Annotated in this window: 23 protein-coding genes and 1 riboswitch; of the genes, 13 read left to right on the plus strand and 10 right to left on the minus strand. The window is 71.4% G+C overall.

What is annotated here, in order from left to right:
* Positions 1–21: 21 nt before the first annotated feature.
* Entirely contained in the window at positions 22–714 is a 693-nt protein-coding gene (locus tag ACWD3E_RS15130; RefSeq protein WP_451387984.1) for a copper homeostasis protein CutC, read from the minus strand.
* Positions 715–969: 255 nt separating this feature from the next.
* On the opposite strand from ACWD3E_RS15130, the gene ACWD3E_RS15135 reads away from it, so the two are divergent.
* The gene (locus ACWD3E_RS15135; RefSeq protein ID WP_451387985.1) at positions 970–1,620 is read left to right on the plus strand and encodes an HD domain-containing protein; all 651 of its coding nucleotides are present in this window, start codon (positions 970–972) and stop codon (positions 1,618–1,620) included.
* 74 nt (positions 1,621–1,694) lie between these two features.
* Positions 1,695–2,762, plus strand: coding sequence for a GNAT family N-acetyltransferase (locus ACWD3E_RS15140; protein WP_451387986.1), 1,068 nt, complete (start codon positions 1,695–1,697; stop codon positions 2,760–2,762).
* Here the strand turns inward: ACWD3E_RS15140 and ACWD3E_RS15145 are convergent.
* Together ACWD3E_RS15145 and ACWD3E_RS15150 are read right to left on the minus strand one after the other, a co-directional pair.
* Positions 2,744–3,022 (minus strand): DUF4031 domain-containing protein, encoded by a 279-nt coding sequence (locus ACWD3E_RS15145; RefSeq protein ID WP_451387987.1) that lies wholly within the window; start codon positions 3,020–3,022, stop codon positions 2,744–2,746. The two genes, ACWD3E_RS15140 and ACWD3E_RS15145, sit on opposite strands and share 19 nt — an antisense overlap.
* 10 nt (positions 3,023–3,032) lie before the next feature.
* A complete protein-coding gene (locus ACWD3E_RS15150) occupies positions 3,033–3,428 on the minus strand; it encodes a hypothetical protein (protein WP_451387988.1) in 396 nt (131 codons plus the stop codon).
* Positions 3,429–3,483: 55 nt separating this feature from the next.
* On the opposite strand from ACWD3E_RS15150, the gene ACWD3E_RS15155 reads away from it, so the two are divergent.
* The 7 genes from ACWD3E_RS15155 to ACWD3E_RS15185 all read left to right on the plus strand — a co-directional run bounded on the left by ACWD3E_RS15155 (position 3,484) and on the right by ACWD3E_RS15185 (position 9,855).
* On the plus strand, positions 3,484–4,389 hold the full coding sequence (locus ACWD3E_RS15155) for a MurR/RpiR family transcriptional regulator (protein WP_451387989.1): 906 nt from the start codon (positions 3,484–3,486) through the stop codon (positions 4,387–4,389).
* A 35-nt stretch (positions 4,390–4,424) separates the two neighbouring features.
* Positions 4,425–5,348 (plus strand): N-acetylmuramic acid 6-phosphate etherase, encoded by a 924-nt coding sequence (murQ, locus tag ACWD3E_RS15160; protein ID WP_451387990.1) that lies wholly within the window; start codon positions 4,425–4,427, stop codon positions 5,346–5,348.
* A 16-nt stretch (positions 5,349–5,364) separates the two neighbouring features.
* Positions 5,365–6,771, plus strand: coding sequence for a PTS transporter subunit EIIC (locus ACWD3E_RS15165; RefSeq protein WP_451387991.1), 1,407 nt, complete (start codon positions 5,365–5,367; stop codon positions 6,769–6,771).
* Between the two features lie 31 nt (positions 6,772–6,802).
* Positions 6,803–7,018: a hypothetical protein gene (locus tag ACWD3E_RS15170; protein ID WP_451387992.1), complete on the plus strand. Its 216-nt coding sequence runs from the start codon at positions 6,803–6,805 to the stop codon at positions 7,016–7,018.
* A 1,092-nt stretch (positions 7,019–8,110) separates the two neighbouring features.
* Positions 8,111–8,401: a hypothetical protein gene (locus tag ACWD3E_RS15175; RefSeq protein WP_451387993.1), complete on the plus strand. Its 291-nt coding sequence runs from the start codon at positions 8,111–8,113 to the stop codon at positions 8,399–8,401.
* A gap of 498 nt (positions 8,402–8,899) precedes the next feature.
* Entirely contained in the window at positions 8,900–9,259 is a 360-nt protein-coding gene (locus tag ACWD3E_RS15180; RefSeq protein ID WP_451387994.1) for a Uma2 family endonuclease, read from the plus strand.
* A gap of 20 nt (positions 9,260–9,279) precedes the next feature.
* Positions 9,280–9,855 carry a hypothetical protein gene (locus tag ACWD3E_RS15185; RefSeq protein ID WP_451387995.1) on the plus strand — a complete coding sequence of 192 codons (576 nt, stop codon included), beginning with the start codon at positions 9,280–9,282 and terminating at the stop codon, positions 9,853–9,855.
* Positions 9,856–9,865: 10 nt separating this feature from the next.
* On the opposite strand, the gene ACWD3E_RS15190 is transcribed toward ACWD3E_RS15185, so the two are convergent.
* From ACWD3E_RS15190 to thrC, 5 genes are all read right to left on the minus strand, one after another.
* Complete coding sequence (locus ACWD3E_RS15190) at positions 9,866–10,993, minus strand: NADH:flavin oxidoreductase (RefSeq protein ID WP_451387996.1); 1,128 nt, start codon at positions 10,991–10,993, stop codon at positions 9,866–9,868.
* Positions 10,994–11,219: 226 nt separating this feature from the next.
* Complete coding sequence (gene groL / locus ACWD3E_RS15195) at positions 11,220–12,842, minus strand: chaperonin GroEL (RefSeq protein ID WP_451387997.1); 1,623 nt, start codon at positions 12,840–12,842, stop codon at positions 11,220–11,222.
* 308 nt (positions 12,843–13,150) lie between these two features.
* Positions 13,151–13,354 carry a cold-shock protein gene (locus ACWD3E_RS15200; RefSeq protein WP_004929928.1) on the minus strand — a complete coding sequence of 68 codons (204 nt, stop codon included), beginning with the start codon at positions 13,352–13,354 and terminating at the stop codon, positions 13,151–13,153.
* 419 nt (positions 13,355–13,773) lie between these two features.
* A complete protein-coding gene (locus ACWD3E_RS15205) occupies positions 13,774–14,052 on the minus strand; it encodes a MoaD/ThiS family protein (protein ID WP_451387998.1) in 279 nt (92 codons plus the stop codon).
* Positions 14,049–15,344, minus strand: a complete 1,296-nt coding sequence (gene thrC / locus ACWD3E_RS15210; protein WP_451387999.1) for a threonine synthase — start codon at positions 15,342–15,344, stop codon at positions 14,049–14,051. The genes ACWD3E_RS15205 and thrC overlap by 4 nt, the downstream gene beginning before the upstream one ends.
* A gap of 18 nt (positions 15,345–15,362) precedes the next feature.
* Positions 15,363–15,504: riboswitch (SAM riboswitch) on the minus strand.
* Between the two features lie 172 nt (positions 15,505–15,676).
* On the opposite strand from thrC, the gene ACWD3E_RS15215 reads away from it, so the two are divergent.
* A complete protein-coding gene (locus ACWD3E_RS15215; protein WP_451388000.1) occupies positions 15,677–16,621 on the plus strand; it encodes a glucosyl-3-phosphoglycerate synthase in 945 nt (314 codons plus the stop codon).
* 99 nt (positions 16,622–16,720) lie between these two features.
* Positions 16,721–18,157, plus strand: a complete 1,437-nt coding sequence (locus ACWD3E_RS15220) for an alpha,alpha-trehalose-phosphate synthase (UDP-forming) (RefSeq protein WP_451388001.1) — start codon at positions 16,721–16,723, stop codon at positions 18,155–18,157.
* On the opposite strand, the gene otsB is transcribed toward ACWD3E_RS15220, so the two are convergent.
* On the minus strand, positions 18,145–18,978 hold the full coding sequence (gene otsB, locus ACWD3E_RS15225; protein WP_451388002.1) for a trehalose-phosphatase: 834 nt from the start codon (positions 18,976–18,978) through the stop codon (positions 18,145–18,147). The two genes, ACWD3E_RS15220 and otsB, sit on opposite strands and share 13 nt — an antisense overlap.
* Positions 18,979–19,051: 73 nt before the next feature.
* Entirely contained in the window at positions 19,052–19,276 is a 225-nt protein-coding gene (locus ACWD3E_RS15230) for a DUF3263 domain-containing protein (RefSeq protein WP_451388155.1), read from the minus strand.
* A gap of 245 nt (positions 19,277–19,521) precedes the next feature.
* Between ACWD3E_RS15230 and ACWD3E_RS15235 the strand changes: the two genes are divergently transcribed.
* Together ACWD3E_RS15235 and nagA are read left to right on the plus strand one after the other, a co-directional pair.
* On the plus strand, positions 19,522–20,466 hold the full coding sequence (locus ACWD3E_RS15235; RefSeq protein ID WP_451388003.1) for an ROK family protein: 945 nt from the start codon (positions 19,522–19,524) through the stop codon (positions 20,464–20,466).
* The gene (gene nagA, locus ACWD3E_RS15240; protein WP_451388004.1) at positions 20,466–21,608 is read left to right on the plus strand and encodes an N-acetylglucosamine-6-phosphate deacetylase; all 1,143 of its coding nucleotides are present in this window, start codon (positions 20,466–20,468) and stop codon (positions 21,606–21,608) included. Before ACWD3E_RS15235 ends, nagA begins: the two co-directional genes overlap by 1 nt.
* The last annotated feature ends 85 nt before the right edge of the window (positions 21,609–21,693 follow it).

Consider the following 21,693-nt stretch of genomic DNA (forward strand, 5'->3'; position numbering starts at 1 on the left):
GGCCAGGGGGCCGCTAGGAGGTCACGGGGTGTCCAGCACCGCCCGCCACCGGGCGACGGCCTCCGCCGAGACCGGCCCCTCCCACCCCTCGGGGCGCGCCGCGCCGCCGATGTGGAAGGCCGTGATGCCGTACTCCCTGAGCCGGGAGACGTGGTCGAGACGGAGGCCTCCGCCGACCAGGATGGTCTGCTCGTACCCGGGCTCCCCGCGCCGCCGTGCCTCCGCGGCCAGCGTCGGCAGGCCGTCGTCCACACCCGTGGCGGCGCCCGCCGTGAGGTAGGTGTCGAGGCCGGGCAGGTCGGCGAGCTGCTTGCGCAGGGCGTCCCGGTCGGCGGCCCGGTCGATCGCCCGGTGGAAGGTCCACGGGCAGCCGCCCAGCGCGCCGACGACCCGCTCCACGGCGGCCAGGTCCACCCCGCCGCCGGCGTCGAGGTACCCGAGCACGAACTGGTCGCCCCCGGCGGCCCGCAGCTCGCCCGCCACGGCGACCAGCCGGTCCACGTCACCGGCCGCGAACCCGTCCGCCAGCCGCAGCATCACGCGCAGGTCGATGTCGACGGCGGCACGGATCCCGGCGACCGTGGCGGGCGACGGGGTGAGCCCGTCGGCCGCCATGTCGGTGACCAGCTCCAGGCGGTCCGCGCCTCCGGCCTGGGCCGCGACCGCGTCCTCGACGTCGAGGGCGATCACCTCCAGGACTGCACGCTTGCTCATGGCACCCCATTCGTCGGCATCGATCGGCGGCTAGAGGTCTAGTCCAATCCAAGACTACGCCTGTACGGGGCACCGCAAACCTGGGGCGCTTCACCAGGGCCGTTCAGCCGGGGCGACACCGAACCGCAGCGGCTCGTCCGCCTCCTCCCGATCGGCGTGCAGCGGCAGGTGCTCCTTCGCCACGTCGGTCATGGGGCCACGCCAAGCACGTGGATCACTGCGCGTCCCGCCGTCCGCCGGAAAAGAATGGACCCCATGGCAGCCCTCGACCTCGACGCCCTGCGCACCCGCTTCGCCCGCGCCCTGGAAGCCGCCCGCGCCCCCGGCGACGGCCCCGACCCCGCCCCCTACGCCGACAACCTGCTCACCCGCTGGCAGGAGCCGCAGCGCCGGTACCACACGCTGACCCACCTGACCGCGGTCCTCGACCACATCGACACCCTGGAGAAGCACGCGGCCGACCCGGACGCCGTACGTCTGGCCGCCTGGTTCCACGACGCGGTCTACCTCCCCGACCGCTCCGAGAACGAGGAGCGCTCGGCGCGGCTGGCCGAACGCGCCCTGCCGGAGGCCGGCGTCCCCGAGGCGAAGACGGCGGAGGTGGCCCGCCTGGTCCGCCTCACGGTCACCCACGCCCCCGCCGCCGACGACCGCAACGGCCAGGTCCTGTGCGACGCGGATCTGGCGATCCTGGCCTCGCCCCCGACGGCGTACGCCGTCTACACCATCGAGGTCCGCGAGGAGTACCACTTCGTCCCGAACGACGCCTTCCGCGAGGGCCGTTCGGCGATCCTCCGCCAACTCCTCGACCTGCCCCACCTGTTCCACACCCCGTACGGCCAGGAACACTGGGAGGCGACGGCCCGCTACAACCTCACCTCCGAGCTGGACCTGCTGTCGGCCTGAGGCGCCCCCTGCCCACCTGCCCGAGCTGGAAATACTGTCGCCCCGACCACCCCCGCCCCCATACCCTGCGGCCCATGCATGCATTGAGCGGGGACCATGTGGACGAGGCCGTGGCGAGCTGTTTGGCGGCGCTGCGGCCTGCGGTGGAGCGGGACTGGGCGGGCGTGAAGGCCGGGCGGCTGGAGTGGAGTTGCCGGGAGACGGCCGAGCACATCGCGAGTGATCTCATCGCCTACGCGGGGCAGTTGGCGGGCCGTGCCCAGGACGCCTACGTCCCCTTCGAGATCACCCTCGAGGACGGCGCCGACAACGCCGGCCTGCTGCACGTGATCGAGACGACCGGCGTCCTGCTCGCCACCACCGTCCGCACGACCCCGCCCGGCGTGCGCGCCTTCCACCCGTACCCGTTCCGCAGCGCCGACCGCGAGGGCTTCGCGGCGATGGGCATCGCCGAGGTGCTGCTGCACACGCACGACATCGCCCAGGGTCTCGGCCTCTCCTACGAGCCCCCCGCGGAACTCGTCGCGTCCGTCCTGGCCTGCATCTTCCCGCACGTCCAGCCCGGCTCCGAGCCCTGGCCGACCCTGCTGTGGACGACCGGCCGCGGCGAACTGCCGGGCCGTGCCCCGGTCACCGACTGGCGCTGGCGCAACAACGTGGTCATCCCCGCCGAGCGCCTCACCCTGACCGGCGTCCGCCCGGCCGCCGCCCGCGATCTGCGCCTGGGCGGCGACGGCGGTTTCGAGTGGATCGACGGCGGCCCGTTCGAGGGCACGCGGGACGCCTCGGGCTTCATGCTCAAGGCGTACGAAGCGGGCACGCACCGCCCCGAGTTCGGCGTGTTCGCCCTCGTCCGCCGCAAGGACGGCCGCGCGGTCGGCGGCATGGGTTTCCACGGCGTCCCGGACGAGCACGGCCGCGTGGAGATCGGCTACGACCTCGCCGAGGCCGCCCGCGGCAACGGCTACGCCACGGAGGCGCTGCGCGCGCTGTCGGAGTGGGCGCTCGCCAGGGACGACGTCCACACCCTGTGCGCGACGATCGAGCCGGACAACCTCCCGTCCCAGGCGGTCGTCACCCGGGCGGGCTGGCGGAAGGCCGGCGAGAGCGAGGACGGGTACGTCTACGAGCTGGGCCGCTGAGCCAGTCCCTTGCGCCGGCGCAGGCCGGAGGCGTGCAGCAGCCGCACCACCTGGCGGCTGCTGACCTGCACCGCACCGGCCCGTACGGCGTCCGTGTACCGGTGGGAGGGGATGTCGTAGTGGTCGCGTTCGAAGGCGCGCCGGGGCAGGCCCAACTCGTCGGCGAACCGCTGCAGTTCCTCGTACGAGACGTCGCTGATCAGGTGCGACCACATCCGGCCGTGCCCAGGCCAGCTCGGGGGGTCGATGTAGATCGTCACGGACGGCGCCTCACGAGGACGTCGTCCCGCCCGTGGCCCGGCCCAACGCGCCCACCGCCGCCACCCGTACACCCGCCTTGTGGCACACCCAGTGCGGGTCGGGTCCCAGCTCCGGCTCCACGTCCAGCGCGTGCGGGTCGCCCGCGCCGCACACCGGGCACAGCGGCCAGCGGCCGTACCGCTCCAGCAGCGCGTCCTGCACGTCCTGCGCGACCAGCCCGGCCAGGAAGGGTGCGCCGTCCGGCCACTGCTCGACCCACCAGCGCCGCTGCGTGACGGAGTCCTCGACCAGCGACACCACGTCCGCCTCCGCGACCTCGCGCGCGACCAGATCGGCCAGCACCAGGGCGCGCGCCGCGTGCAAGGCCTGTTCAAGGGGGCTGATGGGGTCGCTCACAGGCTCCATGGTCCCATTGTGCGCACTCTTGACCGCCCCATCGAAACGAAAATATCTTTCACATGTGACCCAGGACCTGAAGGAAACTTTCGGCAGTCCGGGCGGCTCCCTCGCCGCCAAGGTGCGCACCCTCGCCCCGTCCATGACCCGGTCCATGCACCGCGTGGCCGAGGCCGTCGCGAGCGACCCCGCGGGCTGCGCCGCCCTCACGGTCACCGGCCTGGCCGAACGCACCGGCACCAGCGAGGCCACGGTCGTACGCACCGCCCGCCTGCTCGGTTACCCGGGCTATCGCGACCTGCGCCTCGCCCTCGCGGGCCTGGCCGCGCAGCAGCAGTCCGGCCGCGCGCCCGCCATCACCACGGACATCGCCGTGGACGACCCGGTCGCCGACGTCGTCGCCAAGCTGGCCTACGAGGAGCAGCAGACCCTCGCCGACACGGCCGCCGGACTCGACACCGCCCAGCTCGGCGCGGCCGTCACCGCGCTGGCCGGCGCCCGGCGGACCGACGTGTACGGCATCGGGGCGTCCGGGCTGGTCGCCCAGGACCTCACGCAGAAGCTGCTGCGGATAGGGCTCATAGCCCACGCGCACAGCGATCCGCATCTCGCCGTGACCAACGCGGTGCAGCTGCGGGCGGGCGACGTGGCGATAGCCATCACCCACTCCGGCTCGACGGGAGACGCCATCGAGCCGCTGCGGGTCGCCTTCGAGCACGGGGCGACGACGGTGGCGATCACCGGCCGCCCGGACTCGCCGGTCACGCAGTACGCCGACCATGTGCTGACCACCTCCACCTCCCGGGAGACCGAGCTGCGCCCCGCCGCGATGTCCTCGCGGACCAGCCAACTGCTCGTCGTGGACTGCCTGTTCGTGGGCGTGGCACAGCGGACGTACGAGACGGCGGCGCCGGCGCTGGCCGCGTCGTACGAGGCGCTGGCGCACCGGCATCGCACACATCCCAGGTGAGTGACAGCACGCGAATCAGAAAGAGCCGCCCCCCCATGACCTCGCACGACCTGCGCACCGAGCTGGCTTCCCTGACCACCGAAGCCTTCCGGCCCGAACTCGCCGAGATCGACCGCCTGCCCACCCTCGACCTCGCCCGCCTCATGAACGGCGAGGACACGGGCGTACCCGCCGCCGTCGCCGCCCGTCTCCCCCAGATCGCCGCCGCCATCGACGCCCTGGCCGCCCGCATGGCACGCGGCGGACGCCTCATCTACGCCGGTGCGGGCACCGCCGGCCGCCTCGGCATCCTCGACGCCTCCGAGTGCCCGCCCACCTTCAACACCGCCCCCACCCAGGTCGTCGGCCTCATCGCGGGCGGCCCCGACGCCATGGTCAGCTCGGTCGAGGGCGCCGAGGACTCCCCCGAACTGGCCCGCAGGGACCTCGACGCGCTGAAGCTCACCCCCGATGACAGCGTTGTCGGCATCTCGGCCTCCGGCCGCACCCCGTACGCCATCGGCGCCGTACAGCACGCCCGCGCCCTGGGCGCCCTGACCATCGGCCTGGCCTGCAACGAGGGCAGCGCGCTCGCGGCGGCGGCCGAGCACGGAATCGAAGTCGTCGTCGGCCCCGAGCTGCTCACCGGCTCGACCCGCCTGAAGGCCGGTACGGCACAGAAACTCGTCCTGAACATGCTGTCGACGATCACGATGATCCGGCTCGGCAAGACGTACGGGAACCTGATGGTCGACGTGCGCGCCTCGAACGCCAAGCTCCGGGCCCGCTCACGCCGCATCGTCTCGCTGGCCACCGGCGCGAGCGACGAGGAGATCGAGAAGGCGCTCACCGAGTCCGGCGGCGAGGTGAAGAACGCCATCCTGACGATCCTCGCCGACGTGGACGGCCCGACGGCCACCCGCCTTCTGGAGGAGTCCGACGGCCATCTGCGCGCCGCGCTGGCGATCGCGCCGCACTGACCCGCACGCTCGGGACGTGCGCAACGCTTCCACCTCCCTCGCCCAGGCCGTGCTCGCCCACGTCGGCGGCCCGGCGAACGTCACCTCCGTCACCCACTGCATGACCCGACTCCGCCTGACCCTCGCCGACCCCGGGCCGGTGAACGCGGAGGGGCTGCGGGCGCTGCCCGGAGTGCTGGGGGTGGTGGTGGCGGACGGGGGGTCGTGCCAGATCGTGCTGGGGCCGGGGGTGGTGGCGGAAGTGACGGCGGAGGTGACGGCGGAGGTGGAGGGGCTGGTGGAGGGGCTGGTGGCGCAACAACCAGCCGTTACTGGCGCGCAGTTGAAGGAGAGCCTCCGCCGGCGCAACGCCACCCCCTTCAAGACGGCCCTGCGCCGTATCGCCTCGGTCTTCGTGCCACTCATCCCGGCGCTGATCGGCTGCGGCATCCTCGCAGGCCTCAACGGCCTCCTCCTGAATGCCGGTTGGCTGCCCGGCCTGACTCCGGCACTGGCCACGATCTCCTCCGCCTTCATGGCGCTGATCGCGGTGTTCGTCGGCCACAACACGGCGAAGGAGTTCGGCGGCACGCCCGTGCTGGGCGGGGCGGTGGCGGCGGTGGTCGTGTATCCGGGGGTGGCGAAGGTGACGGCGTTCGGGGTGCACCTGGCCCCCGGGCAGGGCGGTGTGCTCGGCGCGCTGGCGGCGGCGCTGCTGGCGACGCGGGTGGAGAAGTGGTGCCGGGGGAGAGTGCCGGGTGCCCTGGATGTCCTGCTGACCCCCACCCTGACCGTCCTGGTCTCCGGCCTGATCACGCTGTACGGCCTGATGTACGCGGCCGGTACGGTGGCGACGGCGATCGGCACGGCGGCGAACTGGCTCCTGACGACGACCGGAGCGATGGCCGGTCTGCTGCTGGGCGGCATCTTCCTCCCCCTGGTCATGCTGGGCCTCCACCAGGCCCTGATCCCCATCCACACCACCCTCATCGAGCAGCAGGGCTACACCGTCCTGCTCCCGCTGCTGGCCATGGCGGGCGCGGGCCAGGTGGGCGCGGCACTGGCGGTGTACGTCCGCCTGCGCCACGACACGTCGTTGCGTACGACGATCAGGTCAGCGCTCCCGGCGGGCCTGCTCGGCGTGGGCGAGCCCCTGATCTACGGCGTCTCCCTCCCCCTGGGCCGACCCTTCCTGACGGCCTGCGCGGGCGGGGCGGCGGGCGGCGCGTTCATCGGCTTCTTCGCGATGCTGGGCACCAAGGTGGGGGCGACGGCGATCGGCCCGTCCGGCTGGGCCCTGTTTCCGCTGTTGGCGGGTAACAGAGGCCCGGGCCCGGCGGCAGCGATCTACGCCGGCGGCCTGGCGACCGGTTACATCGTGGGCTTCCTGGCGACATACGCCTTTGGCCTTCCGCGGCGCCCCCATACAGCGGCCTCAGCGTGACGGGCGACCCTGACCAGTCGTTTCCCCGGACATGATGAAGAAGCTCCTGACCACCGCCGCCCTCACCGCCTCCGCCGCCACCCTGGCCGCCCCCGCGCACGCCGACGACCACTGGACCACCAAGGACACCGCGCGGTGCGTCAACAGCCTCGCCGTAATCCCCGCGCTCAAGACCGTGTCCCCGCTGCCCCTGGCGGCCCCCGCCCCTGCCTGCGGCGCGGGAAGCCTGATCCAGCACGGCCACTGAAGCGCGATCCCACCCTCAGCCGCTACGGCTCTCCCGGTTCACCTTCCGGACCCTGGCCCGCAGCTCCTCCCCGACCGGCAGCGCCCGCAGCACGTCCGTCCATTGCACTTCAGCTAGGCCGCCTGGGCTGCCCCCACCTCTTCTCTCAAGTGACCGTTGGGCCACTCGCTTCTTGGCCAGTGTCGTGCTTCCGCGAGGCGAGTAAAGGGCGCTCCCGTTCCGCTGCGCTCCACTCCCGCGTCGGCTACGCCGATGGCCCTTCGGGCCACCCTTGACACGCCTCGCTCCAGCACGGGGAAGAAGCGAGCGAGCGGCCCGGAAGGACAGTGGTCCTGACCGGCGTGGGGCCCATCGGCAAGTTGCCCAGGCACCGTTGGCTGGGGGCGCAAGAGCGGGGCGGGGGGCGCTCCGGGCCGGTTCAGCGGCCTGCGGGTAGCGGGTGCACCCCGCCTCTCCCGTCCTCCCCGTCACCGACCGGGTGACGATTGGAAGGAATGGGCCATGAATTGGTGGATCTGTTCCATCCTTTCAGCCTGTGGCAGGCCTCTGACCTGCGACCCTTTCCGCAATCCCCTGGCCCAAATCCACCAATTACTGCCTCTTGCTGCCTGGGCGGGGGCGGGTGAGGCCCCTGTGACGCACGAGGTCGCTGACCCAGCTCCGCCCCCGACCGGCCGCCGCCGCACCCATCACCCACTGCCCGCGAGCCGCCAAACCCACCCGGCGTGCCCCCACCCCGCCGCCCGCGCCTCCCGCAACCAACAGCGCCTGGACAACAGGCAGAGGGGCCCAACCCCGCCAGGCACCCACTGCTCCCCCGGCCGCCCGCTCGCTTCTCACCCGTGCTGGAGCGAGGCGTGTCAAGGGTGGCCCGAAGGGCCATCGCCGAAGGCGACGCGGGAGTGGAGCGCAGCGGAACGGGAGCGCCCTTTACGCGCCTCGCGGAAGCACGACACTGGCCAAGAAGCGGGCGGCCCAACGGTCACTTCACCAACGCCGGCCCCGAAGCTCAAGCCCCGAGCCTCGCGCTTCGAGCGCCCTTTTCAAGGAATGGGTGGAGGGGCCTCAACCCGCCCTCCCACCCTGCGGCATATGCAGCGGTCCGCCCCCGGCCAACCGCCCCGCACCAACCACGACTTCGTCCACCTCTCACCCCGCGAAGCCGCCATCGCCGCCTACCTCGACCGTCTTCCCGACGGTGCCGGCATCTCCGTAAAGACGCCGGCCAACGTCCTGCCGTACGGGCAGTGCGCCCTGCGTACCGCCCTCGACCGGTTACAGCGGGCAGGGCACTTGCGGCGCGGGCGGGAGCGGCTGGTCGGCACCGACGGCGTCCGCTGGATCACCCGATCGTGGTTCACCCGCACCGAGCCGCGACGATGACTGGTGGGGAGACTTCGCCCGTGGTGCCGTGCAGGAGGAGCCGCCGCCGGAGAGTTCCCGGCCCCGCCAGACCCGTTCCCGCGCCCACGTCCTCCTCGCCGCCCTCGGTCGTACGGCCCCGGCCCTGTCCCTCTCCGACGCGGACTGCGCGGCCCTCGCCCCGCTGGTGATGGAGTGGTTCGCGCGGGGCGCCGGCGGTGAGGACGTGGTCCGGGCGCTCACCGCCGGGCTGCCCTCCCCGGTACACCACCCGGCCGCCTTGGTCCGCCGACGCCTGACCGACAAGCTCCCGCCCGCCCCACCACCCGTACCCGGGCCGCCGGTTCCTCGTCCCCTGCGCCTCCTGGAGTGCGCAAAGTGCGGTGTGCCGGGGCGGCCGGAGGCGTTGCCGGGCGGGTTGTGCCAGGCGTGCCAGGCGCGCCCCCGTCGCCCCCGTCGCCCCCTTCACACCCCCATGCGCCCCTGTCGGCGTCTGCGGTCCATGCCTACGCGGCCGAGATGCGTGCTGCGATCTTCCAAGGGCGCCAAGAAAGGACACCCGGCACCGCCCCGGGGCACGAGGGAGAGGAGGAGGCGACGCCACGACCCCCAGCACCGCCCAGCGCCCGCAGATGTCCGTCGAGGAATCGTGACACCGACCGACGCGACCGCATCGACCAGGTCCGTGGTTACGCCGAAGCCGGTATCCCCATCTACCTCCTGATCGACCGGGACAACGACACTCTCGTCGTGCACAACGAACTCAAGGACGGCCGCTACCAGCAGTCCCCGTCCTACCCGTGGGGCGCTACCGTCGAACTGCCGCCCCCGGTGGGCATCACACTGGAGACGGAGAAGCTGAAGGACTACGCCGACTGACGGACTCACGGACTGACCACATGAACCACGCCCAGCTCACCGCCCTAGGCCGGGCCCTTCGCGTGCTCGGGGAGCACGGGGAGGCGCTCAGCGCCGATACGCCGGACTCGCGGCTGCACGAGGTCAAGGCCGATCTGCGGCGCGCGCTCGACCTGGTGGAGGAGAGCGTCGCGGCCGGGGCGCCCACCACCCGGTGCCCGGAGCACCCGCAGGGGCCCGTGGACGAGAGTGCGCCCGATCTGTGTCTGCTCTGTGAGACCCGGCGTCGGGCTGCCCGGCGGTCCGAATTCCAGGGCGGCGGCCGGGCGCAGGCCGAGCAGGCCCCCGCGTCCGCACCTTCGCGTTACGGCGTCCGTGCCGACCGGCCACAGCCCCAGCAGCGGTGGCTGCCGGAGCTGTGGAACGGGCAGGAATGGCAGTTGTGCGGGACGCCCCGGCGGGACCGGCGGGAGGCCGAGGCGTATCTCGCCGCCCAGCGGCGCGGGTCGCGGCCCGCGATGGCCTACCGGCTGGTCCATGAGTTCACCGACTATGAGGTGCTCCGGGTGTGGGGCAACCCCGTTCGCATCGATATCGAGCCCATGGGCAACCTATGAGCGCCTAAGGTCAGCTAAGCGTCTTCAGCGCCGCCGCGTCGTACGGCTTCAGCTCGTCGAAGCGGTCGGCCAGGACCTTCGCCGCCCACTCCGGGTCCTGGAGCAGCGCGCGGCCCACGGCGACCATGTCGAACTCGTCCGCCTCCAGGCGGTCCAGCAGGTTGTCGATGGCCTTGACCGGGGAACCCTCGCCCTGGAACGCCTTGACGAAGTCGCCGTCGAGGCCGACCGAGCCGACCGTGATGACCGGCTTTCCGGTGAGCTTCTTCGTCCAGCCGGCCAGGTTGAGGTCGGCGCCCTCGAACTCGGGGAGCCAGTAGCGGCGGGTGGAGGCGTGGAAGGCGTCGACGCCGGCCGCGGCCAGCGGGGTCAGGATGGCCTCCAGCTCTTCGGGGGTCTCGGCGAGACGGGCGTCGTACTGCTGCTGCTTCCACTGTGAGTAGCGGAAGATGATCGGGAAGTCCGGGGACACCGACGCGCGGACCGCCGCGATGATCTCCGCCGAGAACTTGGTACGGGCCACCGCGTCGCCGCCGTAAGCGTCCGTACGGCGGTTCGTGCCCGCCCACAGGAACTGGTCGAGCAGGTAGCCGTGGGCGCCGTGCAGCTCCACGCCGTCGAAGCCGATGCGCTCGGCGGCGGCAGCGGCCTCCGCGAAGGCGGCGATGACGTCGTCCAGGTCCTGCTGGGTCATGGCCTTGCCGGTGACCTCGGCGTCCGCGCCGACGAGGCCGGACGGGCCCATCGCGGGGGCGTCCGGGTAGGGGGCGTCGCCCTGGTTGCGGACCATGCCGATGTGCCACAGCTGCGGGACGATCGTGCCGCCCGCCGCGTGCACGTCCTCGGCGACCTTCGCCCAGCCCGCGAGCTGCTCCTCCCCGTGGAACCGCGGAACGCGGTCGCTCTGCCCGGCCGAGTCGTGGCCCACGTACGTGCCCTCGGTGACGATCAGGCCCACACCGGCGGCGGCCCGGCGGGAGTAGTACGACCGGACGTCCTCGCCGGGGATGCCGCCCGGGGAGAACATGCGCGTCATCGGGGCCATCACGATCCGGTTGGGAACGGTCAGGCCGTTCAGCGCGATCGGGCGGGACAGGATCTGGGCCGCGCGGGAGGCGGACGACGTCGTGACGGTCACGTGGGGGCTCCTCGGAACGGATCAACCGGCTGGTATGTGCATGCGCATTGATGCAGGCACTTAAGTAACCGAAGTATGGCGTCCCGCATTCCGCGCACCTATGGACCGTGGTGTGATCCCGGACACTCGAACCGCGCACTTACCCGGGAAACGCCCGAGGGCGGCACCCCCTGTCGGAACAGGGGATGCCGCCCTCGGCAAGGACGTTGATCAACCTTCAGGTCGATCAGAAGTCCATGTCACCGCCCGGCATGCCGCCGCCGGCCGGGGCCGCGGCCTTCTCCGGCTTGTCGGCGATGACGGCCTCGGTGGTGAGGAACAGCGCGGCGATGGAGGCGGCGTTCTGCAGCGCGGAACGGGTCACCTTCGCCGGGTCGATGATGCCTTCGGCGATCATGTCGACGTACTCGCCCGTGGCGGCGTTCAGACCGTGGCCGACGGCCAGGTTGCGCACCTTCTCCACGACGACGCCGCCCTCGAGACCACCGTTGACGGCGATCTGCTTCAGCGGGGCCTCCAGGGCGAGACGGACGGCGTTGGCGCCGGTCGCCTCGTCACCCTCGAGCTCCAGCTTCTCGAAGACGTTGGAGGTCTGCAGCAGGGCCACGCCACCACCGGCGACGATGCCCTCCTCGACGGCCGCCTTGGCGTTGCGGACGGCGTCCTCGATGCGGTGCTTGCGCTCCTTCAGCTCCACCTCGGTGGCGGCGCCGGCCTTGATGACCGCGACACCGCCGGCGAGCTTCGCCAGGCGCTCCTGCAGCTTCTCGCGGTCGTAGTCGGAGTCGCTGTTCTCGATCTCGGCGCGGATCTGGTTCACGCGGCCCGCGACCTGCTCGGAGGAACCGGCACCGTCGACGATGGTGGTCTCGTCCTTGGTGATGACCACCTTGCGGGCCTTGCCCAGCAGGTCGAGGGTGGCGTTCTCCAGCTTGAGGCCGACCTCCTCGGAGATGACCTCGCCGCCCGTGAGGATGGCGATGTCGCCGAGCATGGCCTTGCGGCGGTCACCGAAGCCCGGGGCCTTGACGGCGACGGACTTGAAGGTGCCACGGATCTTGTTGACGACCAGGGTCGACAGGGCCTCGCCCTCGACGTCCTCGGCGATGATCAGCAGCGGCTTGCCCGACTGCATGACCTTCTCCAGCAGCGGGAGCAGGTCCTTGACCGAGGAGATCTTGGAGTTGGCGATGAGGATGTACGGGTCCTCGAGCACCGCCTCCATGCGCTCCATGTCGGTCGCGAAGTAGGCGGAGATGTAGCCCTTGTCGAAGCGCATGCCCTCGGTGAGCTCAAGCTCCAGGCCGAAGGTGTTGCTCTCCTCGACGGTGATGACGCCTTCCTTGCCGACCTTGTCCATGGCCTCGGCGATCAGCTCGCCGATCTGGGTGTCGGCGGCGGAGATGGACGCGGTGGAGGCGATCTGCTCCTTGGTCTCGACGTCCTTCGCCTGCTCCAGCAGGGCGGCGGAGACGGCCTCGACGGCCTTCTCGATACCGCGCTTCAGGGCCATCGGGTTGGCACCGGCGGCGACGTTGCGCAGGCCTTCCTTGACCAGGGCCTGGGCGAGCACGGTCGCGGTGGTCGTACCGTCACCGGCGACGTCGTCCGTCTTCTTGGCGACTTCCTTGACCAGCTCGGCGCCGATCTTCTCGTACGGGTCCTCCAGCTCGATCTCCTTGGCGATGGACACACCATCGTTGGTGATCGTGGGGGCGCCCCACTTCTTCTCGAGGACGACGTTGCGGCCCTTGGGGCCGAGCGTCACCTTCACGGCGTCCGCGAGCTGGTTCATGCCGCGCTCGAGGCCGCGCCGCGCCTCCTCGTCGAACGCGATGATCTTGGCCATGTGAAGTGGTCCCTCCAGGACTGGGGGTGATTCCTTCGGACCGCGCCCGCGCCCGCGACGGACGGCTCGCCTGCCCCGTGGTTCCTTGCCCCACTTGGCCTGCGGGCCTCACCGACCCGGTCCTCACTGTCACTCTCACCTTCAGAGTGCTAACGCAATGATTAGCACTCGGGCATGGAGAGTGCAAGCGCCTCTCGGGGTACGGCAGCCCCCGTCAGCCGCCCGCGAACAGCGGACCCCGGACGAACCCCGGGCACAGCGAAGGGCCCGCACCCTGTGCGAGGTGCGGGCCCTTCGGCAAGAAACGTTCAGGCGCTGAGGCGGACCATGTCGGCCTGCGGGCCCTTCTGGCCCTGCGAGATCTCGAACTCCACCCGCTGGCCCTCTTCCAGGGTGCGGTAGCCGTCCATCTGAATGGCGCTGTAGTGGACGAAGACGTCCGCACCACCGTCGACCGCGATGAAGCCGTACCCCTTCTCCGCGTTGAACCACTTGACGGTGCCCTGAGCCATGCCTAACTCCCCTATTACTGGCCCTTGCACAGATCCACACTTCGCGGACCCGGGTCAGACCTCACCCCCCAGAATTGGTCGGGGGCGTGCGCCGGAACGCGTCGACCGCGGCTGAATGTATCTGTCCAACTGCCGTCTGCAACAGGTCAATCGGACGAGAAATCTGGACGAGCGGCATCCGGAATCTGGCGAGAATTCGCCTGAATTCAGGGCAAGTCGGGCCCCGTAAAGGCAACAAAAGCCGCATAAAACCCGTGCATTTTGGCTGCTTCTTGTCGGGCATGCGGCATGAATCCAGGGCTTCCGACCCGAGGGCCAGGAGCGCGTTCCCCAACTCTACCGCGCTCAATCACGCAGAATTGCCCCCTCCGTTTCTCTCACGGAGGGGGCAATTCAAGGAACAGTGTGTGACTCAGGCCTCAGCAGCCGCCGGCGACCGCCGGAATGATGGAGACGCCGGCACCGTCCGGGGTCGCCGTCTCCAGGCCCTGCTCGAAGCGGACGTCGTCGTCGTTCACGTAGACGTTCACGAAGCGGCGCAGCTTGCCCTGGTCGTCCAGCACACGCGCGGCGATGCCGGTGTGGTTCTTCTCCAGGTCCGTGATGACCTCGGCGAGGGTCGCACCCTCGGCCGTGACCTCGGCCTGGCCACCGGTGTACGTGCGCAGGATGGTGGGGATACGAACGGTCACACTCATGCGAGACCAGCCTCTCGGAAGGAGTCCAGGTTCGGGCGGATCGTAGCGGTCAGGCCCGTGCCTGCGACCGCGTCGAGGGTCTTGAGGCCGTCGCCGGTGTTGAGGACGACCGTGGTGAGCGACGGGTCCAGGACGCCGTTCTCGATCAGCTTCTTCGTGACGCCGACCGTCACACCGCCCGCCGTCTCGGCGAAGATGCCCTCGGTCTGCGCGAGCAGCTTGATGGCGTCCACGACCTGCTCGTCCGTCACGTCCTCCACCGCACCGCCGGTACGGCGCGCGATGTCCAGGACGTACGGTCCGTCGGCCGGGTTGCCGATCGCGAGGGACTTGGCGATGGTGTTCGGCTTCTGCGGGCGTACGACGTCGTGGCCGGCCTTGAAGGCCGCCGACACCGGCGAGCAGCCCTCGGCCTGGGCGCCGAAGATCTTGTACGGCCGGTCCTCGACCAGGCCGAGTTCGATCAGCTCCCGCAGACCCTTGTCGATCTTCGTGAGCTGGGAGCCGGAGGCGATCGGGACCACGATCTGGTCCGGCAGCCGCCAGCCGAGCTGCTCGCAGATCTCGTACGCCAGGGTCTTGGAGCCCTCCGCGTAGTACGGCCGCAGGTTGACGTTGACGAAGCCCCAGCCCTCGCCGGCCGGGTCGCCGATCAGCTCGGAGCAGAAGCGGTTCACATCGTCGTAGTTGCCCTCGATGCCGACGAGTTCACCGCCGTAGACCGCGGCCATCACGACCTTGCCCTGCTCCAGGTCGTGCGGGATGAACACGCAGGAGCGCAGGCCCGCGCGGGCGGCGGCGGCGCCGACGGCACCGGCCAGGTTGCCCGTCGAGGAGCAGGAGAGGGTCGTGAAACCGAAGGCGCGGGCGGCCTCCAGGGCCTGGGCGACCACGCGGTCCTTGAAGGAGTGCGTCGGGTTGCCGGAGTCGTCCTTCACGAACAGGCCGCCGGTGACGCCGAGTTCGCGGGCGAGGTTGTCGGCCTTGACGAGCTTGGTCCAGCCGGGGTTCAGGTTCGGCTTGTCGGCGACGTCCGCCGGGACCGGGAGCAGCGGCGCGTAACGCCAGATGTTCGCGGGGCCCGACTCGATGCGCCCCCGCAGTTCCTCGGTGTCGTAGGCGGAGAAGTCGTAGGCGATCTCCAGCGGGCCGAAACACTCCTCGCAGGCGAACACCGGGCCGAGCGGCACGCGGTGACCGCACTCGCGACAGCTCAGGGCCGCGGCGGGGCCGAGGTCTACGGTGGAGGTACCGGCGGAATCGCTGGCGGTTGCAACTGTCTGCGCAGCCATGTGAGGCGAGGCCCTTTCTCCTCATCTTCCTCACGACGCATCTCGCCGTGAGACGGATTTGGCACCTTCCCGAGCCGGGAGCCTCGCTGGAGAACGAGAACCGACTGGAGGGTTGCCGGGGCTTCATCGGGCCGTGTCCCTCTGCCCCTCTGGATGAGCGGTATGCGGTTGTGTGATGCGGTTGTCCGTCAACGCGCGCGACCCCCGACATGCGATGGTCATCGACGTTGTTCAAGACTGTAACCGAAGGCCAGGACAGTTGAGATAGTCGTCCGAACCGCGAGATGGATCACACGGTGACGTGTGGCCGTGACAGTGAGGAGTCGCAGACCGTGCTGGAAGAAGTCGAGCGCTGGCTGGCCACCCGCTCCTGGTCCGTGACCGATCGGCCCCTCCACCAGATCCTGTCCGCCAAGCAGCGTACCGGCCAGTCCGTCTCCGTCGTGCTGCCCGCACTGAACGAACAGGAAACGGTCGGCGACATCGTCGCGGTGATCCGCCGCGACCTCGTGGAACAGGTGCCGCTGGTCGACGAGATCGTCGTCGTCGACTCCGGGTCCACCGACCGCACCTCCGAGGTCGCCGCGGCGGCCGGCGCCCGGGTCGTCCACCGCGACGACATCCTGCCGCGCATCCCGGCCGTCCCCGGCAAGGGCGAGGTGCTGTGGCGCTCCCTGCTGGTGACCAGCGGGGACATCATCTGTTTCATCGACGCCGACCTGCGGGAGTTCTCCTCCGACTTCGTCTCCGGAATCGTCGGCCCGCTGCTGACCGAGCCGGACGTACAGCTGGTCAAGGCCATGTACGACCGTCCGCTCGGCGGCGCTGCCGGCCAGGGCGGCCGGGTCACCGAACTCATGGCCCGCCCGCTGCTGAACATGCACTGGCCGCAGCTGGCCGGTTTCGTGCAGCCGCTCGGCGGCGAGTACGCGGCCCGGCGCTCGCTGCTGGAGCAGCTGCCGTTCCCGGTCGGGTACGGCGTGGAACTGGGCATGCTGGTGGACGCGCTGCACCTGGTGGGCCTGGACGCCCTCGCCCAGGTGGATGTGGGGGTGCGCAAGCACCGGCACCAGGACGGACAGGCGCTGGGCCGGATGGCCGCCGCGATCTACCGCACGGCGCAGCTGAGGCTCGCCCGCGGGCACCTCGTCCGGCCGTCGCTGACCCAGTTCGAGCGGGGCGAGGACGGGTTCGAGCCGCGCACGTACTCGGTGGACACGGAGGAACGGCCGCCCATGACGGAGATCGCGGAGTACGCGGCGCGGCGGGTGGCGTGAGCGCCGGGTGGCGTGAAAACGGGGCATCGGCTGTATACGGCCGCTCTTCGGGGCGGACCGTACGTTTGAGTGTTTACGGGCCGGGCTAGGTTGAGGACCATGGCTTCCGTGCGCGGTGCTGAGGTACTGGTCGCGTCCAATCGCGGCCCGGTTTCGTACGAGGTACGCCCCGATGGCGGGGCCGGCACGCTGCATGCCAAGCGGGGCGGCGGCGGGCTGGTCTCGGGGCTGTCGGCCATCGGGCCGGACACGGACGCGGTGTGGGTGTGCGCCGCGCTGAGCGACGGCGACCGCGAGGCCGTGCGGCGGGCCGAGGGCGGCCGGCTGCCGGGCGCGGACACCGGCGGACAGCAGGTCCGGATGCTGGACATCGACGCGACCGTGTTCTCCGACGCGTACAACGGCATCGCCAACTCGGTGCTCTGGTTCGTCCACCACATGCTGTACCAGACCCCGCTGGAGCCGGTCTTCGACGCCGAGTTCCGGCGGCAGTGGGCGTCGTACGAGGCCTACAACCAGGCCTTCGCCGAGGCGCTGGCCAAGGAGGCGGCCGAGGGTGCGGCGGTGCTGATCCAGGACTACCACCTGGCGCTCGCCCCGCGCATGCTCCGGCGGCTCCGCCCCGACCTGCGCATCGGCCACTTCTCGCACACCCCGTGGGCCCCGCCGGACTACTTCCGGCTGCTTCCGGACGACATCGCGGCCGAGCTGCTGGGCGGCATCCTCGGCGCGGACCGGGCCGCGTTCCTGACCCGCCGGTGGGCGGATGCGTTCACCGACTGCTGTCACGCCGTGCTGGGGCCGGGGATCCCCTCGGGTACCCGGATCGGCGTACACGGGCTCGGCGCGGACGCGGACTTCCTGCGGGAGCGGGCGCACCGGCCGGACGTGGACGAGCGGATGGCTGCGCTGCGGGAGGAGATCGGCGAGGGGCGCCGGACGATCGTCCGGGTGGACCGCACCGAGCTGTCGAAGAACATCGTGCGCGGGCTGCTGGCGTACCGGCAGCTGCTGGCGGACCACCCTGAGTGGCGCGAGCGGGTGGTGCACCTGGCGTTCGCCTATCCGTCCCGGCAGGATCTCGCCGTCTACCGCGACTACACCGCGGAGGTGCGGCGCGTTGCGCAGGAGATCAACTCCGAGTACGGCACGACGGGTTGGATGCCTGTCGTACTGCACGTCAAGGACGACTTCGCGCGGTCCCTGGCCGCGTACCGGCTCGCCGACGTCGCCCTGGTCAATCCCATCCGGGACGGGATGAACCTCGTCGCCAAGGAGGTGCCGGTCGTCTCCGACGAGGGGTGCGTGCTGGTGCTGTCCCGGGAGGCGGGGGCGTATGAGGAGCTGGGCGAGGATGCGGTTGTCGTGAACCCGTATGACATCGGGGGGACTGCGGAGGCGTTGCACTCCGCGCTCACCATGCCGACGGATCAGCGGGCGGAGCGGACCAAGAGGTTGGCCGCTGCTGCTACGGCGCTGCCGCCTGCTCGGTGGTTCCTGGACCAGCTGGGTGCACTGGACGATCAGTCCAGCTGATCTGCCAGGGCCCTCAGCAGGGCTACGACCCCCTCCGGGCCGTCCACGACCACATCCGCTCGTTCCGCCAGTTCCGTGACCTCCGTGCTTCCGCTGCAGATCAGGAGGCCGGGGATGCCTTCGGAGCGGAGTTTGTCCACTGCCGCGTAGGCGGGGAGGTCGCCGAGGTCGTCGCCTGCGTAGACGACGCACTCGGCGCCGGTGGAGCGGACGTGGTCGAGGAGGGCTACGCCCTTGTCCGTGCCGGGTGGGCGGAGTTCCAGGACCATGCGGCCGGGCTCGACGATCAGGCCGTGCCGGGTGGCGAGGTCGGCGAGGGGTTCGCGCAGGGCCTCGAAGGCGGCCTCGGGGTCGTCGGCGCGGCGGGTGTGGACGGCGACCGCGCGGCCCTTCTCCTCGATCCACACGCCCTGCCAGGCGCCCATCGTGTCCAGGAAGCCGGGCAGCTCGGCGCGGACCGCGGCCACGCCGGGGTGCGGGGCCGGTGCGTTGACGGTGCTGGTGACCGCGTCCCAGCGCTCGGCGCCGTAGTGGCCGAGGACGACGAGGTGTGCGAGTTCGGGGACCCCGGCGAAGCCGCCGTAGCGCACCGCGACCCCCGCGGGCCGGCCGGTGATGACGGCGACGGAGGCCACCTTCGGGGCGAGCGCGGCGAGCGCGGGGACGGCGTCGGGGTGGGCGCGGGCCTGTTCCGGGTCGGCGACGATCGGGGCCAGCGTGCCGTCGAAGTCGAAGGCGACCGTGGCGGTACGGGGGCTTGCCAGCAGCGCCGCGAGGCCGTCCCGGCCGGGTTGGGTCGCCGGGGTCGGGATGGGATCCATACCGCGACACTATCCAGCGCGGGCCGGTCTCACGCCTGGGCTGCGCCCCTGGACCCCGCCTTTACCCAGCCGTTCAGCGTTCGCCTCGCCGGGCCTCCCTCACCCGGCGCAGGCGGTTCACCGTCACCGGGTCGTGCGCCAGCGCCCGCTCGTCGTCCAGCAGGGCGTTGAGCAGCTGGTAGTAGCGCACCGGCGCCAGGCCCAGCTCCTCCCGTATCGCGCGCTCCTTGGCGCCGGGGCCGGTAAAGCCCCGGCGCTCCAGCGCGAGGATGGCCTGTTCGCGGTGGCCGAGTTCCATGTCGGCCACCGTAACGCCGGGCACCGACAACCGGCTCAGCCGGCGGTGGCGGCGCTGTCCGCCGCCGCCGTCGTTCCAGGAGTAGACGCTGACGTCGATCTTCACACGGGGTACTTGGCCTCGTACGCTTCGACGAGGGCGTCCCAGTACTTCTTGGAGCTGTTGGCCGTCGAGTGTGGACACATGAGGTCTACACCAGACGAGTGGACTAGACCTCTCATGGGTCCGAGGGCCACACTGTTCCCATGAGACATGTCATCGCCCTGGACGTGGGCGGCACCGGGATGAAGGCCGCCCTCGTCGGTGACGGCGGCGCCCTGCTGCACCGCGCCCGCCGGGCGACCGGCCGCGAGCGCGGGCCCGATGCCGTGGTCGAGACGATCCTCGACTTCGCCGCCGAGCTGCGCGCCCACGGCGCCGAGCGCTACGGCGAACCGGCCGCCGCCGCGGGCATCGTGGTCCCCGGCATCGTCGACGACGAGAACGGCATCGCCGTCTACGCGGCCAACCTCGGCTGGCGGGACGTCCCCCTGCGCACACTCCTGGCCGAGCGGCTCGGGGTGCCGGTCGCCCTCGGCCACGACGTGCGCGCCGGCGGGCTCGCCGAAGGCCGGATCGGCGCGGGCAAGGGCGCCGACCGGTTCCTGTTCGTGCCGCTCGGCACCGGAATCGCGGGCGCCATCGGCCTGGACGGGCGGGTGGAGTCCGGCGCACACGGCTTCGCGGGCGAGATCGGGCATGTCGTCGTACGACCGGGGGGCACCCCCTGCACGTGCGGGCAGCGCGGCTGTCTGGAGCGGTACGCCTCCGCGTCCGCGGTCAGCGAGGCGTGGGCCGAGGCCTGCCAGGACCCCGGGGCGGACGCGGCCGACTGCGCCAAGGCCGTCGCGTCCGGTGACCCGAACGCCGTCCGGGTCTGGCAGGAGGCGGTGGACGCGCTCGCCGACGGGCTGGTCACCGCGCTCACTCTGCTGGACCCGCGCACGCTGATCATCGGTGGCGGGCTGGCCGAGGCGGGGGAAGTGTTGTTCCGACCGCTGCGGGAAGCCGTCCGGCGGCGAGTCACCTTCCAGAAACTGCCGACGATCGTCCCCGCGGCCCTGGGGGACACGGCGGGCTGCCTGGGCGCGGGGCTGCTTGCGCGGGACCTGCTGACGACCACTTCTACGACTGCGGAGGTAACCGCCTGATGGCTGCCAGCTTGGTTCTCGCAGGTGCTCGGGTGGTGCTGCCCACCGGAACGGTGGAAAACGGCCAGGTGGTCGTGGACGGCAGGCACATCGCCGCCACCGCGCCCGCCGACGCCCAGGTGCTCGACCTGACCGGCCACTGGGTGCTCCCCGGCTTCGTCGACATCCACAACCACGGCGGCGGCGGAGCCTCCTTCTCCGGTACGCCGGACGAGGTGCTGAAGGCCATCCACACCCACCGGCTGCACGGCACGACCACGCTGGTCGCCTCCACCGTCACCGACGAGATGGACCTGCTGGTGCGGCAGGCCGGGCTGCTGAGCGAGCTGGCCGAGCAGGGCGAGATCGCGGGCATCCACTTCGAGGGGCCGTTCATCTCCCCCTGCCGAAAGGGCGCCCACTCCGAGGAACTGCTGCGCGACCCGGAGCCCGCCGAGGTTCGCAAGCTGATCGACGCGGCGCGCGGCAAGGCGAAGATGGTCACCCTCGCCGCCGAGCTGCCGGGCGGCATCGACTCGGTACGGCTCCTCGTGGAGCACGGCGTGATCGCGGCGATCGGGCACACGGACGCCACCTACGAGCAGACGGTCGAGGCCGTCGACGCGGGCGCCACGGTCGCCACCCACCTCTTCAACGCCATGCCGACGCTGGCCCACCGCGCCCCCGGCCCGGTCGCGGCCCTGCTGGAGGACGAGCGGGTGACGGTCGAGCTGATCAACGACGGCACCCATCTGCACCCCGCCGCGCTGCAGCTGGCGTTCCATCACGCGGGCGCCGGCCGGGTCGCGTTCATCACCGACGCCATGGACGCGGCCGGCATCGGCGACGGCCGCTACATGCTGGGCCCCCTGGAGGTCGAGGTCAGCGAGGGCGTGGCTCGGCTGGTGCAGGGCGGCTCGATCGCGGGCTCCACGCTCACCCTGGACCGGGCGTTCAAGCGCGCGGTGACCGTCGACCGGCTCCCGGTGCAGGACGCGGTGGCGGCCCTCTGCGCCAACCCGGCCCGCCTCCTCGGCCTCTTCGACCGCATCGGCTCGCTGGAGCCGGGCAAGGACGCGGACCTGGTGGTACTGGACGCCGGCTTCGACCTGAAGGGCGTGATGCGCCGGGGCGAGTGGATCGTGGCGCCCCAACTGGGCTGATCCCTCCCGGTATACGCCCCGAACAGCGGCCGACCTGCATCTGGGCCGGCCGCCGTCTGTTTGGCATGATCGTGCCGGAGAACGG

Source organism: Streptomyces sp. NPDC002676 (genome assembly GCF_053592455.1).

Coding starts and splice junctions, on each gene's coding strand:
- ACWD3E_RS15230 (WP_451388155.1), bottom strand. CDS start 19,276: ATGGAACTCGGCCACCGCGAACAGGCCATCCTCGCGCTGGAGCGCCGG.
- ACWD3E_RS15135 (WP_451387985.1), top strand. CDS start 970: ATGGCAGCCCTCGACCTCGACGCCCTGCGCACCCGCTTCGCCCGCGCC.
- ACWD3E_RS15150 (WP_451387988.1), bottom strand. CDS start 3,428: ATGGAGCCTGTGAGCGACCCCATCAGCCCCCTTGAACAGGCCTTGCAC.
- groL (WP_451387997.1), bottom strand. CDS start 12,842: ATGGCCAAGATCATCGCGTTCGACGAGGAGGCGCGGCGCGGCCTCGAG.
- ACWD3E_RS15180 (WP_451387994.1), top strand. CDS start 8,900: ATGCGTGCTGCGATCTTCCAAGGGCGCCAAGAAAGGACACCCGGCACC.
- ACWD3E_RS15170 (WP_451387992.1), top strand. CDS start 6,803: ATGATGAAGAAGCTCCTGACCACCGCCGCCCTCACCGCCTCCGCCGCC.
- ACWD3E_RS15140 (WP_451387986.1), top strand. CDS start 1,695: ATGCATGCATTGAGCGGGGACCATGTGGACGAGGCCGTGGCGAGCTGT.
- ACWD3E_RS15200 (WP_004929928.1), bottom strand. CDS start 13,354: ATGGCTCAGGGCACCGTCAAGTGGTTCAACGCGGAGAAGGGGTACGGC.
- murQ (WP_451387990.1), top strand. CDS start 4,425: ATGACCTCGCACGACCTGCGCACCGAGCTGGCTTCCCTGACCACCGAA.
- nagA (WP_451388004.1), top strand. CDS start 20,466: ATGGCTGCCAGCTTGGTTCTCGCAGGTGCTCGGGTGGTGCTGCCCACC.
- otsB (WP_451388002.1), bottom strand. CDS start 18,978: ATGGATCCCATCCCGACCCCGGCGACCCAACCCGGCCGGGACGGCCTC.
- thrC (WP_451387999.1), bottom strand. CDS start 15,344: ATGGCTGCGCAGACAGTTGCAACCGCCAGCGATTCCGCCGGTACCTCC.
- ACWD3E_RS15130 (WP_451387984.1), bottom strand. CDS start 714: ATGAGCAAGCGTGCAGTCCTGGAGGTGATCGCCCTCGACGTCGAGGAC.
- ACWD3E_RS15235 (WP_451388003.1), top strand. CDS start 19,522: ATGAGACATGTCATCGCCCTGGACGTGGGCGGCACCGGGATGAAGGCC.
- ACWD3E_RS15175 (WP_451387993.1), top strand. CDS start 8,111: ATGCAGCGGTCCGCCCCCGGCCAACCGCCCCGCACCAACCACGACTTC.
- ACWD3E_RS15185 (WP_451387995.1), top strand. CDS start 9,280: ATGAACCACGCCCAGCTCACCGCCCTAGGCCGGGCCCTTCGCGTGCTC.
- ACWD3E_RS15220 (WP_451388001.1), top strand. CDS start 16,721: ATGGCTTCCGTGCGCGGTGCTGAGGTACTGGTCGCGTCCAATCGCGGC.
- ACWD3E_RS15205 (WP_451387998.1), bottom strand. CDS start 14,052: ATGAGTGTGACCGTTCGTATCCCCACCATCCTGCGCACGTACACCGGT.